The organism is Rhizobium sp. RM, from assembly GCF_013390595.1.
Lineage (GTDB): Bacteria > Pseudomonadota > Alphaproteobacteria > Rhizobiales > Rhizobiaceae > Agrobacterium.
The window spans coordinates 286,934-299,864 of the sequence record NZ_JACAWV010000002.1 but is presented as its reverse complement, the minus strand read 5'-3'; the positions used below and the strand labels follow the sequence as shown (position 1 = coordinate 299,864).

At 58.9% G+C, this 12,931-nt stretch carries 19 protein-coding genes; 6 read left to right on the top strand and 13 right to left on the bottom strand.

Annotation, left to right across the window (positions count from 1 at the left end):
* Nucleotides 1–2: 2 nt before the first annotated feature.
* Nucleotides 3–614 (top strand): leucyl/phenylalanyl-tRNA--protein transferase, encoded by a 612-nt coding sequence (gene aat / locus HWX89_RS01580; protein WP_138795519.1) that lies wholly within the window; start codon nucleotides 3–5, stop codon nucleotides 612–614.
* A gap of 21 nt (nucleotides 615–635) precedes the next feature.
* Here aat and HWX89_RS01575 read toward each other — a convergent pair whose 3' ends face one another.
* From HWX89_RS01575 to gatB, 5 genes are all read right to left on the bottom strand, one after another.
* Entirely contained in the window at nucleotides 636–1,073 is a 438-nt protein-coding gene (locus HWX89_RS01575; protein WP_138795520.1) for a DUF2155 domain-containing protein, read from the bottom strand.
* A gap of 140 nt (nucleotides 1,074–1,213) precedes the next feature.
* On the bottom strand, nucleotides 1,214–1,612 hold the full coding sequence (locus HWX89_RS01570; protein ID WP_138795521.1) for an NADH:ubiquinone oxidoreductase subunit NDUFA12: 399 nt from the start codon (nucleotides 1,610–1,612) through the stop codon (nucleotides 1,214–1,216).
* A gap of 105 nt (nucleotides 1,613–1,717) precedes the next feature.
* Nucleotides 1,718–2,191 (bottom strand): GNAT family N-acetyltransferase, encoded by a 474-nt coding sequence (locus tag HWX89_RS01565; protein WP_138795522.1) that lies wholly within the window; start codon nucleotides 2,189–2,191, stop codon nucleotides 1,718–1,720.
* Nucleotides 2,188–2,685 carry a GNAT family N-acetyltransferase gene (locus tag HWX89_RS01560; RefSeq protein WP_138795798.1) on the bottom strand — a complete coding sequence of 166 codons (498 nt, stop codon included), beginning with the start codon at nucleotides 2,683–2,685 and terminating at the stop codon, nucleotides 2,188–2,190. Before HWX89_RS01560 ends, HWX89_RS01565 begins: the two co-directional genes overlap by 4 nt.
* A gap of 76 nt (nucleotides 2,686–2,761) precedes the next feature.
* Nucleotides 2,762–4,264 carry an Asp-tRNA(Asn)/Glu-tRNA(Gln) amidotransferase subunit GatB gene (gene gatB, locus HWX89_RS01555; RefSeq protein ID WP_138795523.1) on the bottom strand — a complete coding sequence of 501 codons (1,503 nt, stop codon included), beginning with the start codon at nucleotides 4,262–4,264 and terminating at the stop codon, nucleotides 2,762–2,764.
* 184 nt (nucleotides 4,265–4,448) lie between these two features.
* On the opposite strand from gatB, the gene HWX89_RS01550 reads away from it, so the two are divergent.
* Entirely contained in the window at nucleotides 4,449–5,024 is a 576-nt protein-coding gene (locus HWX89_RS01550; protein ID WP_138795524.1) for a hypothetical protein, read from the top strand.
* 16 nt (nucleotides 5,025–5,040) lie between these two features.
* Here HWX89_RS01550 and HWX89_RS01545 read toward each other — a convergent pair whose 3' ends face one another.
* Nucleotides 5,041–5,550, bottom strand: coding sequence for a GNAT family N-acetyltransferase (locus tag HWX89_RS01545; protein WP_138795525.1), 510 nt, complete (start codon nucleotides 5,548–5,550; stop codon nucleotides 5,041–5,043).
* Between the two features lie 327 nt (nucleotides 5,551–5,877).
* On the opposite strand from HWX89_RS01545, the gene HWX89_RS01540 reads away from it, so the two are divergent.
* A complete protein-coding gene (locus HWX89_RS01540; RefSeq protein WP_138795526.1) occupies nucleotides 5,878–6,135 on the top strand; it encodes a YjhX family toxin in 258 nt (85 codons plus the stop codon).
* 66 nt (nucleotides 6,136–6,201) lie between these two features.
* On the opposite strand, the gene gatA is transcribed toward HWX89_RS01540, so the two are convergent.
* The 3 genes from gatA to HWX89_RS01525 form a co-directional block, all read right to left on the bottom strand.
* On the bottom strand, nucleotides 6,202–7,683 hold the full coding sequence (gene gatA / locus HWX89_RS01535; RefSeq protein WP_138795527.1) for an Asp-tRNA(Asn)/Glu-tRNA(Gln) amidotransferase subunit GatA: 1,482 nt from the start codon (nucleotides 7,681–7,683) through the stop codon (nucleotides 6,202–6,204).
* 57 nt (nucleotides 7,684–7,740) lie between these two features.
* Nucleotides 7,741–8,028 carry an Asp-tRNA(Asn)/Glu-tRNA(Gln) amidotransferase subunit GatC gene (gene gatC, locus HWX89_RS01530; protein WP_138795528.1) on the bottom strand — a complete coding sequence of 96 codons (288 nt, stop codon included), beginning with the start codon at nucleotides 8,026–8,028 and terminating at the stop codon, nucleotides 7,741–7,743.
* Nucleotides 8,029–8,155: 127 nt separating this feature from the next.
* On the bottom strand, nucleotides 8,156–8,860 hold the full coding sequence (locus HWX89_RS01525) for a metal-dependent hydrolase (protein WP_138795529.1): 705 nt from the start codon (nucleotides 8,858–8,860) through the stop codon (nucleotides 8,156–8,158).
* 184 nt (nucleotides 8,861–9,044) lie between these two features.
* On the opposite strand from HWX89_RS01525, the gene HWX89_RS01520 reads away from it, so the two are divergent.
* Complete coding sequence (locus HWX89_RS01520) at nucleotides 9,045–9,347, top strand: alkylphosphonate utilization protein (RefSeq protein ID WP_138795530.1); 303 nt, start codon at nucleotides 9,045–9,047, stop codon at nucleotides 9,345–9,347.
* Nucleotides 9,348–9,357: 10 nt separating this feature from the next.
* A complete protein-coding gene (ruvX, locus tag HWX89_RS01515) occupies nucleotides 9,358–9,837 on the top strand; it encodes a Holliday junction resolvase RuvX (RefSeq protein WP_138795531.1) in 480 nt (159 codons plus the stop codon).
* Here the strand turns inward: ruvX and HWX89_RS01510 are convergent.
* From HWX89_RS01510 to HWX89_RS01500, 3 genes are all read right to left on the bottom strand, one after another.
* Nucleotides 9,789–10,106, bottom strand: coding sequence for a DUF6105 family protein (locus HWX89_RS01510; RefSeq protein WP_138795532.1), 318 nt, complete (start codon nucleotides 10,104–10,106; stop codon nucleotides 9,789–9,791). The genes ruvX and HWX89_RS01510 overlap by 49 nt on opposite strands.
* A complete protein-coding gene (locus HWX89_RS01505; protein ID WP_178340559.1) occupies nucleotides 10,103–10,264 on the bottom strand; it encodes a hypothetical protein in 162 nt (53 codons plus the stop codon). The genes HWX89_RS01510 and HWX89_RS01505 overlap by 4 nt, the downstream gene beginning before the upstream one ends.
* Before the next feature lie 230 nt (nucleotides 10,265–10,494).
* Complete coding sequence (locus HWX89_RS01500) at nucleotides 10,495–11,145, bottom strand: TetR/AcrR family transcriptional regulator (RefSeq protein ID WP_138795533.1); 651 nt, start codon at nucleotides 11,143–11,145, stop codon at nucleotides 10,495–10,497.
* A 194-nt stretch (nucleotides 11,146–11,339) separates the two neighbouring features.
* On the opposite strand from HWX89_RS01500, the gene HWX89_RS01495 reads away from it, so the two are divergent.
* Complete coding sequence (locus tag HWX89_RS01495; protein WP_138795534.1) at nucleotides 11,340–12,263, top strand: ornithine cyclodeaminase family protein; 924 nt, start codon at nucleotides 11,340–11,342, stop codon at nucleotides 12,261–12,263.
* A gap of 24 nt (nucleotides 12,264–12,287) precedes the next feature.
* Here the strand turns inward: HWX89_RS01495 and HWX89_RS01490 are convergent, their stop codons facing one another.
* A complete protein-coding gene (locus HWX89_RS01490; protein WP_138795535.1) occupies nucleotides 12,288–12,899 on the bottom strand; it encodes a GNAT family N-acetyltransferase in 612 nt (203 codons plus the stop codon).
* Between the last annotated feature and the right edge of the window lie 32 nt (nucleotides 12,900–12,931).

Genomic DNA, 12,931 nt, shown 5'->3' with positions numbered 1-12,931 from the left:
GAATGGCACGGCGCGGCAGAAATAACGATCTCAACGTCGATATTCTGCTGCGCGCCTATTCCGTCGGCCTGTTTCCCATGGCCGATTCGGCGGATGACCCAGAGCTGTTCTGGGTCGAGCCGGAGCTGCGGGGCGTCATCCCGCTCGATACGTTCCACGTTTCCAAAAGTCTCGGCAAGGCCATCCGCAAACGTCCGTTCGACATCCGTTTCGATACGGATTTCGAAGGCGTGATGGCGGGCTGTGCGGCCGAAGCGCCTGACAGGCCAAGCACCTGGATCAACCAGACGATCCGCAATCTTTACACGGAACTGCACCAGATCGGCCATGCCCACAGCGTTGAAGCGTGGGAAGGCGATACTCTTGTCGGCGGCCTTTATGGGGTCTCCCTCGGCTCGGCATTTTTTGGAGAGAGCATGTTCTCACGGCGCACCAACGCGTCGAAAATCTGCCTCGTCCATCTGGTCGCACGCCTGCGCGCACAGGGTTTCACCCTGCTCGACACACAATTTACCACCGACCATCTGAAGACGTTCGGCGCCATTGACGTTCCCAAGGCTGAATACGTGAAGATGCTCGAGGCTGCCGTGAACCGGCCAAGCCTGCCATTCTGAATTTTCAGAGTTTCCGTTAGGTCAGTTGCTTGCCGTAGAGGGAGCAGGCACTTCCGAGTCCTGCTTGCAACCGGTCAGCCAAACGTCATAGATCGGATGTTCAACGGCGTTGAGGCCGGGGCTATCGGCAAACATCCAGCCGGTGAAGATGCGGCGGATCTTGCGATCAAGGGTGATTTCGTCGACCTCGATGAAGGCATCGATCTTCTGGGCTTCCGTCTGATCGCGGGAATAGCAGACCTTCGGTGTGACCTGCAGCGCGCCGAACTGGACGGTTTCATCAATATAGACGTCGAAGGATGTGATGCGGCCGGTGATCTTGTCGATTCCGGAGAAAACCGCCACCTTGTTTTCCAGGCGTGCCGCCGGTGCGGGCGACACGAGAACTGCCGTAGATGCAATTGCCAGCAGCGATATTGCCAGCGCACGCAAAGAACGAACCCGCGTGTTTTTGCTCATACGACCTGTCTCCAAAAATTCTTCCTGAGTCGTCTCTTCGACCGGATCACGCCAATGCTCTAAGGGCGGAATGTGGCGAAAGCGGGTGAGGACGAGGTTTCAAAGGCGGCATCCACAAGCATGCCGCCCGAAACGAAAAATCAGTTGCCGGGGGTCCAGGCGTCGTAGTCGCCGGTCACGCGCGGACGTTCACCTGCAACGACAAGCGAACCCTGCGGGCGGTAAGCCTGGGAAGAACCAGTCAGGTTCGGCTGGTGCGGCTTCTGCCACTCACGCGCAACATAGTTTTCCTGGCTTGGCGGGGTATCGGTGCGGTAGTGCATCCAGCCGTGCCAGCCCGGAGGAATGGCGGAAGCTTCTGCGTAACCGTTGTAGATCACCCAACGACGCGGCATGCCCCAGGAGGTGGTGCCACCTTCGTAATAGGTGTTGCCCAACTCGTCCTGCCCTACCTTCTTTCCGAAACGCCAGGTGTGAAACCGTGTTCCGATCGTCTGGCCATTCCACCAGGTGAAGATTTGCGTCAGGAGAGTCTTCATAATGCGTTCCTCAGGCTTATAGGTGCTGCGGTTTTTACGCCTGCACCGCCAAAAGCTTATGCCGTCATGTGCGTGGATTGTCCAGCATTTCCCGCCTGGCAAACACTATTTCAGCTTCATTCTGAAGCCGAACTGGCGCTTTTCAAAACCGAGCCGCTCATAAAAGCGATGTGCATCGAGACGCTTCATATTCGAGGTGAGCTGAACCGCGTTGAGGCCACGGTTTTTCGCGTCCTCGATGCAGTGGCGGATCATCGCAGCACCAATGCCGCGCCCGCGCCGGTCAGGGCGCGTATGCACGGCCTCGATCATCATCGACACGGCCCCTCGCCCGACCATCTTGGTCAGGATCGCGGTCATGAAGGTTGCGACGACCTCGCCGTCCAGTTCAGCGACGTAGAGCGTTTCACTGGGCGATGCTTCTATCGCCCTGAACGCCGTCACGTAGTCGGCCAGAGCGGATTCGTCGGACGTGTCGCCGTGTCCGCCAAGCTCGTCCGCCGCATAGATTGCCACGAGTGCGGGAATGTCATCTTCCCGCGCCTGGCGGATTGCGAGATTATCGAGCGCAGCACTCATTTCGGCAGGCTCTTTTCCATGACGATGCCGGGAAGACCCTCGACGCCGGCCATGCGTTCGATTCGGTCCACCTCGACAAAACCGACGCCTTGGTAAAACGCGATTGCAGCCGTGTTCTTCGGCTCGACTTCAAGGCGCATGATTTCAGCCGATGGGAAGCAGGTTTCGAGTTCGGCGAACAGATCGCGCCCGATTCCCTGGCGCTGGAATTCGGGAGCGACGTAAAGCTGGTAGAGCAGCGCCGTCTTGGTCATCTTGCTGGACATGGCGGCATAGCCCATGCCGGCGATGCGTTTGCCGTCATCGGCCACCAGAAACTCGCCGCCCTTCTTGTGAACGCGGTCCTTCATCGCCTGTGGCGAATGCCAGCTTTCCATCATCTTCACGACGTTTTCCGCGCCGTAGATATCGTCGTAGGTGGCGTGCCAGGTTTTGTCGAGCAGCGCCCGTACCGGCTCGATATCGCGCTCGCTGGCTGTCCGAATGAAAAACACCATCGTGTTCCTTTGCTCCAAATGAAAAAGGCCGGGTACCGTTTCCGGCCCCGGCCCGGCACCGCCTCAGCGATGCTTATTCCTCAATGCCGAGCTTGGCCTTGACCAGCGCCTGAACGGCCTGCGGGTTGGCCTTGCCGCCAGTCGACTTCATGACCTGACCGACGAACCAGCCGGCCAGCGTCGGCTTCGCCTTGACCTTCTCGACCTGATCCGGGTTGGCGGCAATGATCTCATCGACAGCCTTTTCGATGGCGCCGGTGTCGGTCACCTGCTTCATGCCACGGCTTTCAACGATCTCCGCCGGGTTGCCGCCTTCGTTCCAGACGATTTCGAATAGATCCTTGGCGATCTTGCCGGAAATGGTTTCGGCCTTGATGAGGTCGATGATGCCACCGAGCTGTTCCGGCGAAACCGGGGTCGTCTCGATGTCCTTGCCGAACTTGTTGAGCGCGCCGAGAAGGTCGTTGATGACCCAGTTGGCGGCAGCCTTCGGATCGCGACCGGCAGCAACAGCCTCGTAATAGTCGGCAATCGCCTTTTCGGAGACCAGGATCGATGCGTCGTAAACCGACAGACCGAGGTCGGCGACGAAACGTGCCTTCTTGTCGTCAGGCAGTTCCGGCAGGTCGACCTTCAGGGCTTCCACGAAAGCATCGTCGAATTCCAGTGGCAGCAGGTCCGGATCGGGGAAATAACGGTAGTCGTGCGCGTCTTCCTTGGATCGCATCGACCGCGTTTCGCCTTTGCCCGGATCGAACAGGCGGGTTTCCTGGTCGATGACGCCGCCGTCTTCGAGAATGGCGATCTGGCGACGTGCTTCGTATTCGATCGCCTGACCGACGAAACGGATCGAGTTGACGTTCTTGATTTCGCAGCGCGTGCCGAATGCACCGCCGGGCTTGCGCACGGAAACGTTGACGTCGGCGCGCATGGAGCCTTCGTCCATGTTGCCGTCGCAGGTTCCGAGGTAACGGACGATGGAGCGCAGCTTGGTCAGATAGGCCTTCGCCTCATCCGACGAGCGCATGTCCGGCTTGGACACGATTTCCATCAGCGCAACGCCCGAACGGTTCAGGTCCACGAAGGACATGGTCGGATGCTGGTCGTGCATGGACTTGCCGGCATCCTGCTCCAGATGCAGGCGCTCGATACCGATTTCGATATCCTCGAAATTGCCCTGACGATCTGGACCGAGCGAAATGGTAATGGTGCCTTCACCGACGATCGGGTCCTTGAACTGCGAAATCTGGTAGCCCTGCGGCAGATCCGGATAGAAGTAGTTCTTGCGGTCGAAGATCGAACGGTTGTTGATCTGCGCCTTCAGACCGAGACCGGTGCGAACCGCCTGCTTGACGCATTCCTCGTTGATGACGGGCAGCATGCCGGGCATGGCCGCATCAACCAGCGACACGTTGGAGTTCGGCGCATTGCCGAAGGTCGTGGACGCGCCGGAGAAAAGCTTGGAATTGGACAGAACCTGCGCATGCACCTCCATGCCGATGACGATCTCCCAATCGCCGGTTGCGCCGGGGATAAAGCGTTTCGGGTCTGGGGTGCGCACGTCTACAAGGGTCATCTGAAGCTCACGGAATACGTTTTTCTGTGCGTGGGGTAAAACAAATAGGCCGCATACGCAAGGCTTCTCACGGTATGCATAAAGGTGCACGGCTTATTGCCATGACGATAGGGATTGAATAGCCTCCCTCAAACTCCGCCAAACCCCTCGATATCAAAATCCGGCCTGTTCCAAGAGGACTGACATGACAACGCTTCCCCTGTTTCGCGGCCTGCTTCTGGCGGCGGCTTTTCCCGCCTTTTGCGCTGCGGCCGATGGCGTACCGGTAAAGGACCAGGTCGCGCTGATGAGCGAGGCAAAAGCCCGCCACGAGACCGGAATTGCCCGCAAGACACGGGAAGTCGACGCCCGTCCTGCGCTTGCCGGTGAAATCATCATCACGACGATCAAGGGTGAAGGCGTGGAGACGCGTTCAAAGCCGGCTGAAAATGGCGACTGGGTGGTTCGCAACCGCTGCCCGGAAACCGGTAACGAGGAAATTCTCGTCAAAGCCGCCAAATTTCCGCAGCGTTACGGCGAACCCCTGTCTCAACCGGATGAAAAAGGCTACCGCACCTTCAGGCCACTGGGCGGTGACATGACCTATTTCATCGTCAGCGACAAGATCGGCGCCTTCAACTTCACCGCCCCATGGGGTGAGACGATGGTTGCCAAGCCGGGAGATGCGATCGTTCAGGTTCCTTCGGACGAGAAGGACACCTACCGCATCGCCGCCAGTTCCTTCAAATGCACCTATGAGATAACCACCCCGGCAAAATGACCCTGGAGCCATCTCCTCAGAAGCCCGGCCCATAGGTACCGCTTTCGATCTCGACAAACTGCTTGTGCAGGCCGACCGATTGTACGTCGCGATCAAGCTTGGGCGCATAGGACACCGAAAGCCAGCTGATGCTGTAACCGTGGTGACGGAAGAAGGCGACGGCCGGTTCATTCTGCGCATGGGTCTCAAGCCGTGCGCTTTCAAACCCCTTCTCGGCGATCTGTTTCTCAATCTCGCCCAGCAACAGGCTGCCAATGCCGCGGCGCTGAAAATCGGGATCGATCCAGAAATCGCTGATCGTATCGTCAAAGCGTTCACGCGATGCCCAGCCCGCAACGACCCCGCCGGTCTCGGCAACGATGATGCTCAACCAGGACGAACCGGTGAAATTGGCAAAAGCGCTGCTGGCGTTTTCATACAGCGCGGTCGTGATGCCGATAGCGGCAGTTGCCTGCTGCCAGGCGCGCAAGCCGATTTCCGCCAGCACTGCCGCCTCTTCCTCACGCGCATTGCGAATGACGATCAATCCGCGCCCTCCATTGTCCACCGAAGTAAAGCATTGGCCGAACGATTCGGCCAGCGCAACCTTGAGACGCAATATCGCCTGAAATGATCCTTCGACAGAGTAGAGACGCAGCGCAGGATGGAAATTGTGCCAGACTTGACCGCGTTCATCTCGCGGTTTAACCAGAAGGCGCAAACAAGGAGCTTTTATGTTCGCTCAATCGGAGTCCCGGTAAAGGCCCTGCCCGCAAGTCTCTTGCGCGCCGGGCCAAAATGAAACCGAGCCGGATGCCTGTGGCACCCGGATTTGTTTTCACGCGTCCAAAAGACGCCGACCGGATTTCCGAAAATGGACATTTCCCGCGCCGAACAGCGCATCCTTCACCTGCTCGCACAAGGCGGCAGCATCGAACTCGTTCGTGACATCAATCGCAAAGTTGAAAAGCTTTCGCTCTATACACGCGACGGCTGGATTTTCAGTGGCCTCGACCTCGAAACCTTTCGCAAACTGAAGCGCAAGAAGGCGATCGCCTCTTCAGGCGGCAGACCTTATCGCATCACCACGCGTGGGCTCGTTCTCGTTCGAGGCGAACTGGACAACCGATAAAAAGAAATCGCCGGGCTGCAGCGACTGCAGCCCGGCGAACACATCAGAATAGATGTCTGGTAAAACTTACCACCACTTGGCGGGCGTGAACTTGCCTGCGGCCTGTTCGATGGCGTGCGCCGTCTTGAACAGGGTTTCTTCTTCGAACGGCTTGCCGATCAACTGCAGGCCAAGCGGCAGACCCTTGCCGTCGAGACCGGCCGGGACCGACAGGCCCGGAAGGCCGGCCATGTTGACGGTGATGGTGAAGACGTCCTGCAGGTACATCTTGACCGGATCGGATGCGAGTTCCTCATCGCCGACAGCAAATGCGGATGATGGCGTGATCGGTGCGAGAATCGCATCAACGCCAGCGTGGAACGCATCTTCGAAGTCGCGCTTGATAAGGGTGCGAACCTTCTGCGCCTTGAGGTAATAGGCATCGTAATAACCGGCCGACAGCACGTAGGTGCCAACCATGATACGGCGCTGAACTTCCTTGCCGAAGCCGGCAGCGCGGCTCTTTTCATACATATCGGCAATGTCCTTGCCATCGACGCGCAGGCCGTAGCGAACGCCGTCGTAACGGGCAAGGTTGGACGAGGCTTCAGCCGGTGCCACGATGTAATAGGCCGGCAGCGCGTATTTGGTGTGCGGCAGGGAAATATCGACGACTTCAGCGCCCGCATCCTTCAGCCACTGAACGCCCTGCGCCCAGAGCTTTTCGATTTCTTCCGGCATGCCATCGACGCGGTATTCCTTGGGAATGCCGATCTTCAGACCCTTGAGCGACTGACCGATAGCCTTTTCATAATCAGGAACGGGCAGATTGACGGAGGTCGCGTCCTTGGAATCAACGCTTGCCATCGACTTCAACAGGATCGCAGCGTCACGCACGTCACGGGCGATCGGGCCGGCCTGATCGAGCGAGGAGGCGTAAGCGACGATGCCGAAGCGCGAGCAGCGGCCGTAGGTCGGCTTGATGCCGACGGTGCCGGTGAAAGCGGCTGGCTGGCGGATCGAGCCGCCAGTATCGGTTGCGGTCGCGCCGGCGCACAGATGCGCGGCAACGGCAGCGGCCGAACCACCCGAAGAACCGCCCGGCACGAGCTTCTGCTCGGAGCCGTTGGCGCGCCACGGGTTGATGGCCGGGCCATACCAGGAGCTTTCGTTGGAAGAGCCCATGGCGAACTCGTCCATGTTGAGTTTGCCGAGCATGACCGCGCCCTGATCCCAGAGGTTCTGGGTCACGGTGGATTCGTATTTCGGCTTGAAGCCATCGAGAATGTGCGAGCAGGCCTGGGTGTGGACGTCGCGGGTCGCAAACAGGTCCTTGACGCCGAGCGGAATACCTTCGAGGTCACCGGACTTGCCGGCAGCGATGCGCTCGTCCGACGCCTTTGCCATTTCGCGGGCCTTTTCCGGCGTCAGCGCGACATAGGCATTCAGCGCGCCGTTGGCGGCATCGATGGCCTTCAGATAGGCGTCCGTCAACTCAAGGGCGGAAAACTCTTTCGCCTTCAGCTTCTCGCGGGCTTCAGCGATGGTAAGGCTCGTCAGTTCGGTCATGGTCGGCAACGGCTTTCGAAAATCTCGGAAAAATCGGGCGAAGGAACGGCGGTCGGTTTATTCGACCACTTTCGGAACCATAAAGAAGTTCCGGTCAGTCGCGGGCGCATTGGCAACGATATCGTCGGCCTTGTCGCCATCGGTCACAGCGTCGGCGCGTTTCTTCATTTCCACCGGGGTGACGGAGGTCATCGGCTCGACGCCGTCGACATTCACTTCCGAAAGCTGCTCCACGAAACCGAGAATACCATTCAACTGGCCGAGCATCTTCTCAGCCTCTTCTTCGTTGACGGCAATACGGGCAAGGCGCGCAACGCGCTTCACGGTGGCGAGATCGACGGACATGGTTCTACTCCGGTAGGAATTTTCCTACCCGCTATAATCAGCATGTCCGCCGTTCGCAACGGTAGAAAGCATGTCGGGTAAAACTCTGACGCGGTTTTACGGTGCCGACATGCTTAAAAACGCGATATCAGAAGGACAGGGTCTCGCCTGGCTTGGGGGTGTGAACGCGGGTCTGCTCGCCGTCCATACCATCCACGAACTTCTCCGGCGTCTGATCGATGATCGGGAACGAACCGTAGTGGCAGGGGATGGCATGCTCGAACTTGAAGAAGCGCTGGCAGGCCAGAGCAGCCACCGCGCCACCCATCGTGAAGCGGTCGCCGATCGGCACGAGGCCGATGTCTGGCGCATGCAGTTCGTTGATAAGCTTCATGTCGGAGAAGATATCGGTGTCGCCCATGTGGTAGACCGTCGGGCCGTCTTCGAAGTGCAGCATCAGGCCGTTGGCATTGCCGAGCGAATGGGAAACGCCGTCTTCGGTGATCTGCGCCGAGGAATGAAGCGCGTTGGTGAAGGTCGCGGAAAATCCGTCGAAATGTACTGTACCGCCGGTGTTGCCCATTTCGAGTTTCGAAACGCCCTTGGAGCCGAGCCATGCAGCAAGGTCTGCATTGGCGAGAACCGTTGCGCCTGTTTCATTGGCAAGCTGGATCGTGTCACCCACGTGGTCGCCGTGACCGTGGGTCAGGAGAATGTGGGTGATACCGCCAGCGGCGCCCTTGGCGTCCAGCCCGGCAAAGGATGGATTTCCGGTGAAGAACGGGTCGACAAGGATTTTCGCCTTTGCGGTTTCAATGCGGAAGGCGGCGTGACCGAGCCAGGTGACTTTCATGGAAGTTCTCCTTTGTATTAACGGTATACTGTGACATAGGACGGGCCGGATAACCGGTTACCCCAGCAAGGCGTAGAGATTTTCAGTTCCACAACGCTTTGCAGATTTCTTGCTTTCGCATGTCGTTATCGCAAAACCGCCTGACGTATTTTTGCGCGACATGCTTTTGAATTGGATTGCGAACATGGCCGCAGATGATGACGAATATGTGTATGACGAAGCGAGCGGCGAATGGCGCCCGGCCTCTGAAATAGCAGCAGAAGCGGCAAAGGCAAACGCAGTCTATGACGCGGCGGGAAACCTCCTGGCCGATGGCGATTCTGTTACACTTATCAAGGATCTGAAGGTCAAGGGCGCAAACACGACGCTGAAGCAGGGAACGGTTATCAAGTCGATACGACTGACAGATAATCCCGAAGAGATCGATTGCAAGCACGATGCCGTCAAAGGGCTGGTGCTGCGCACCGAATTTGTTCGCAAGCGGTAAGAGAAAACGCATGGCAACGCTGACAATCGAAGAACTTGCGGGTTTTCTGCAGCCGGGACAGGCCATTGCCGGACTGGACCTTGGCACGAAAACCATCGGCCTTGCCATGTCCGACCTGTCGCGGCGCTTTGCCACGCCGCGCCCCGTGATCAAGCGGGTGAAATTCACGCAGGATGCCGAGGTGCTGCTGTCCTTTGCCGAAAAAGAAAAGGTCGCAGCCTTCGTGATCGGTCTGCCGATGAATATGGATGGCTCATCCGGTCCGCGCGTGCAGGCCACGCGTGCCTTCGTTCGCTCGATGAGCGACAAGACCGCCCTGCCCTTCATCTACTGGGACGAGCGGCTTTCGACGGTTGCGGCGGAACGGGCGCTTCTGGAAATGGACGTGTCACGCGCCAAGCGGGCCGAACGCATCGATTCGGCTGCGGCAAGCTTCATTCTTCAGGGTGCGCTGGACAGGCTTTCGGCGCTGGCGCGCTCCACAGACTGACGGCCCTGCCACCAGGCGATGATTTTCTTTCTTTTGCGGAAGGCGACGATTGCCAGCACGATCAGGCTGTCGACAGCAATGGCGCGTGCCACCATCGGCGGCAGGCTTTCCGGCGGCAATCCGAGAATGTTGCCGTAGACCTGGAAGACGAGATCATGCGTCTGGCGGGTCAGCATGTAGAAGCCGAAACTCATGTCGTAATAGGAAAGCCAGTACCAGCCGGCCAGCAGAGCGACGGGACCGGCCCAGAGGATAAGAAACCACTTCATGCCATCTGCTCCCGTACGAAAAACGTCTCGGGAATGCCAGCAAGCACCGCCCAGCGCGCGAACGCCATAAGGCATAGGTTCAGCGCTGGCACGTCGATATCCAACGGCAGCATGGCAAAAAACGTCATCATGACGCTCAAAGCTATCCAGCGGCTCACTTGCGGCTCCCTCTGCGCAGTCATTGCGCATGGTTAACGAATTATTAACACAGTGAACCGGCAGCCGCCGCCAGGCAAACAAAAGCTGCCAACATGGTTAACAAACGGGATGCGGATGTGGATAACCCCCGACGTCACCCGCAAGAGACATCGGTGCCACGCATAGAAAAACCGCTGCGAAAGACGCAAGCGGCCAGATGGGGGAATATGAAGATCAGGCCTTGCGGCTATCAGCCGTAGACGCCACGCACCAGCCTCTTGACGGCGGTTGCGACCTTTTCCCAATCCTTGGCGGATTTGAGCGGGACGCCAGCGAACTGGCCGCTGGCGGCGGAGGAGATAACGAGATGCTGGATCGCCGCAAACAACACGGCGTTGACGGCTGCGGTATCGACGCCTTTGGGCGCCTCCAGCGAACCGCGCATACGCTCCAGCCACTTCGCCAGAGACTTTGCACGCGCTTCGGAAAGCTGGCGCACCTGCGGCGAGTTTTCGGACACTTCCCAGGCGATGATCTTGCAGACGAGCGGGTCGGCGCGCAGCGCATCCATGAAATAAAGCGCCAGCTTCTCCATGAGGTCGCCATAGGTCAGCAGGAACATGCCGCCGGTATCTTCAGGGATGCGATCCTTGACCCATGAGCCGAGGTCTTCACCGATTGCTTCGATCAGGCCTTCAAGACCCCGGAAATAGCGGTAGATGAGCTGCTTGTCGCAACCGGCCCGGCGCGCAATGGCATTGATGCCGAAATTCTGGAAGCCCTCTTCCGCCAGAATGGACTTGGCGGCATTGAAGATGGCCTTCTCGGTGGCGGCGCGATCCTTGATGCGCTTTTCCGGTTTTACGTCCGAAATCATCTCTGCGGCGGCGCTCGCAAGCATAGTGTCTACCCGTCCTTCCCGGAAGCTGAACCACCGGGTTAACAAAGCATGAAGGGAAGAACAACGCACGAGGCGCGGCAAGGCCAAGGTTCCTGTGGATGACGGCCAAACTGCGCACCTGCGTTTCTTTTTTGAGAGACGCTTGACCTAAACTGCACTTGAGCTTGCAGCATGTGGCAACCGAAAGGACAGCCATGACGACGATATTGACGGATCAGGACCTGAGCGGCGGCGACATCATGCCGATCGCGATAGAGGCGGTTGAGGCCGCCATGCGAAAAAAAGCGCTCGGCGAACTGGTTGCCCCACCCAGACACCATGTCGCCTTTCCCGGCAAAGGCGATCTTGTCTTTACCGTTGGCGGCCTTGTCGGGGATGATGCGATAGCGGGTTTTCGCGTCTACGATACCTTTGCCGGCAACGAACATTCGCAGATCGTTGCCGTCTGGTCAGCCGACACAGCCCGGCTGGAAGGGCTCGTTCTGGGAGAAAAGCTCGGTGCGATCCGAACCGGTGCAATCGGTGGCGTCGCCATTCGCCACCTCAGCTCCGAAAATGCCAGAACGGTCGGCATCATCGGCAGCGGCCTTCAGGCGCGGACCCAACTTGCTGCGGCAGCGGCCGTGCGACGCCTTTCGCATGTGCGCGTTTTCAGCCGGGACAAAGCGAACAGACATGCCTTCGCAACAGAAATGCAGCGTCAACTGGATATCGACATCCAGCCTGCGGAGACGGTCGAGGATGCAGTCGCAGACGCCGATATCGTCATCTGCGCGACCAGCAGCAAGACACCCGTCATCCATGCGCGATCATTGAAACCCGGCGTCCATATCAACACGGTTGGGCCGAAGACCGTCAATGCACACGAACTGGGCAAAGACGTCGCCGCTGCGGCGAGCCTGATCGCAACAGATTCGCCCGACCAGATTCGCGCCTACGCATCGCCGTTTTTTCTTGTCGGCACGCCGGACGAACAACGCATCAGGGATCTCGCAGAGATCGTTGCGGGACAGCAGACCGGCCGTCGGTCACCGGACGAGATAACGCTGTTCTGCTCGACCGGCCTTGCCGGTACGGATGTCGCGGTGGCTGCGGCGCTGTTGCGCAGGAAGGCGTAACGTCCTCGCAGGCCAATAGAAGCGCTATTCGAGCGCCATACCAAACCAGACGGTGCCGGGCGTTTCGTGGCTTTCGAGACGCTTGAAACCGCGGGTTTCCCAGAAGCGCATGCCGGTTTCGTTGCGCTCGCTGGCACCGAGATGGATGCCACCGACGCCATTTTGTCTTGCCATGTCGAGCCAGCGGGACAAAAGCCGGGTGCCACCGCCCTTGCCTTGCGTGCGCGGCAGAAGGTTCATGTGGATGTGCGCGGCAAAAGGCTCGGTCAGCCAGGTCGGCGTGCGGCGCGGGTGATGAATGTAGTGGGCGCGGCGCTGATCGGCGTTCCAGCTTTCCGGATCGCCTTCAGGATCGGGATAAAGCGCGCGCAGGTGCGGCCACCACTCCTGTTCCAGCCGTTCTTCGTGCAGCGCCGTATCGAGCGCCCCGACGATATAACCGCAGACACCCTCGTCATCCTCGGCGACAAAGACAGCGTCCGGCCACAGATGCAGATAGGGAACCGCGTAGATATGGCCGACCATGCGCCCGTCGCGGTAAAGCTGCGTCGCATCCTGGCCGGCATCACCGGTTGCCAGGCTGATGGCGTAAAGGGCGTCCTCGTCTTCGGGTCGTGCAGAGCGAAAGATCAGCATGGTGTTTCAAGCCCCATGACCGCGCCCATAAG

Bases quoted from the DNA above. Each gene is read 5' to 3' on its own strand.
- aat (WP_138795519.1), top strand. From the start codon at position 3: ATGGCACGGCGCGGCAGAAATAACGATCTCAACGTCGATATTCTGCTG.
- HWX89_RS01575 (WP_138795520.1), bottom strand. From the start codon at position 1,073: ATGAGCAAAAACACGCGGGTTCGTTCTTTGCGTGCGCTGGCAATATCG.
- HWX89_RS01570 (WP_138795521.1), bottom strand. From the start codon at position 1,612: ATGAAGACTCTCCTGACGCAAATCTTCACCTGGTGGAATGGCCAGACG.
- HWX89_RS01565 (WP_138795522.1), bottom strand. From the start codon at position 2,191: ATGAGTGCTGCGCTCGATAATCTCGCAATCCGCCAGGCGCGGGAAGAT.
- gatB (WP_138795523.1), bottom strand. From the start codon at position 4,264: ATGACCCTTGTAGACGTGCGCACCCCAGACCCGAAACGCTTTATCCCC.
- HWX89_RS01550 (WP_138795524.1), top strand. From the start codon at position 4,449: ATGACAACGCTTCCCCTGTTTCGCGGCCTGCTTCTGGCGGCGGCTTTT.
- HWX89_RS01540 (WP_138795526.1), top strand. From the start codon at position 5,878: ATGGACATTTCCCGCGCCGAACAGCGCATCCTTCACCTGCTCGCACAA.
- gatA (WP_138795527.1), bottom strand. From the start codon at position 7,683: ATGACCGAACTGACGAGCCTTACCATCGCTGAAGCCCGCGAGAAGCTG.
- gatC (WP_138795528.1), bottom strand. From the start codon at position 8,028: ATGTCCGTCGATCTCGCCACCGTGAAGCGCGTTGCGCGCCTTGCCCGT.
- HWX89_RS01525 (WP_138795529.1), bottom strand. From the start codon at position 8,860: ATGAAAGTCACCTGGCTCGGTCACGCCGCCTTCCGCATTGAAACCGCA.
- HWX89_RS01520 (WP_138795530.1), top strand. From the start codon at position 9,045: ATGGCCGCAGATGATGACGAATATGTGTATGACGAAGCGAGCGGCGAA.
- ruvX (WP_138795531.1), top strand. From the start codon at position 9,358: ATGGCAACGCTGACAATCGAAGAACTTGCGGGTTTTCTGCAGCCGGGA.
- HWX89_RS01510 (WP_138795532.1), bottom strand. From the start codon at position 10,106: ATGAAGTGGTTTCTTATCCTCTGGGCCGGTCCCGTCGCTCTGCTGGCC.
- HWX89_RS01500 (WP_138795533.1), bottom strand. From the start codon at position 11,145: ATGCTTGCGAGCGCCGCCGCAGAGATGATTTCGGACGTAAAACCGGAA.
- HWX89_RS01495 (WP_138795534.1), top strand. From the start codon at position 11,340: ATGACGACGATATTGACGGATCAGGACCTGAGCGGCGGCGACATCATG.
- HWX89_RS01490 (WP_138795535.1), bottom strand. From the start codon at position 12,899: ATGCTGATCTTTCGCTCTGCACGACCCGAAGACGAGGACGCCCTTTAC.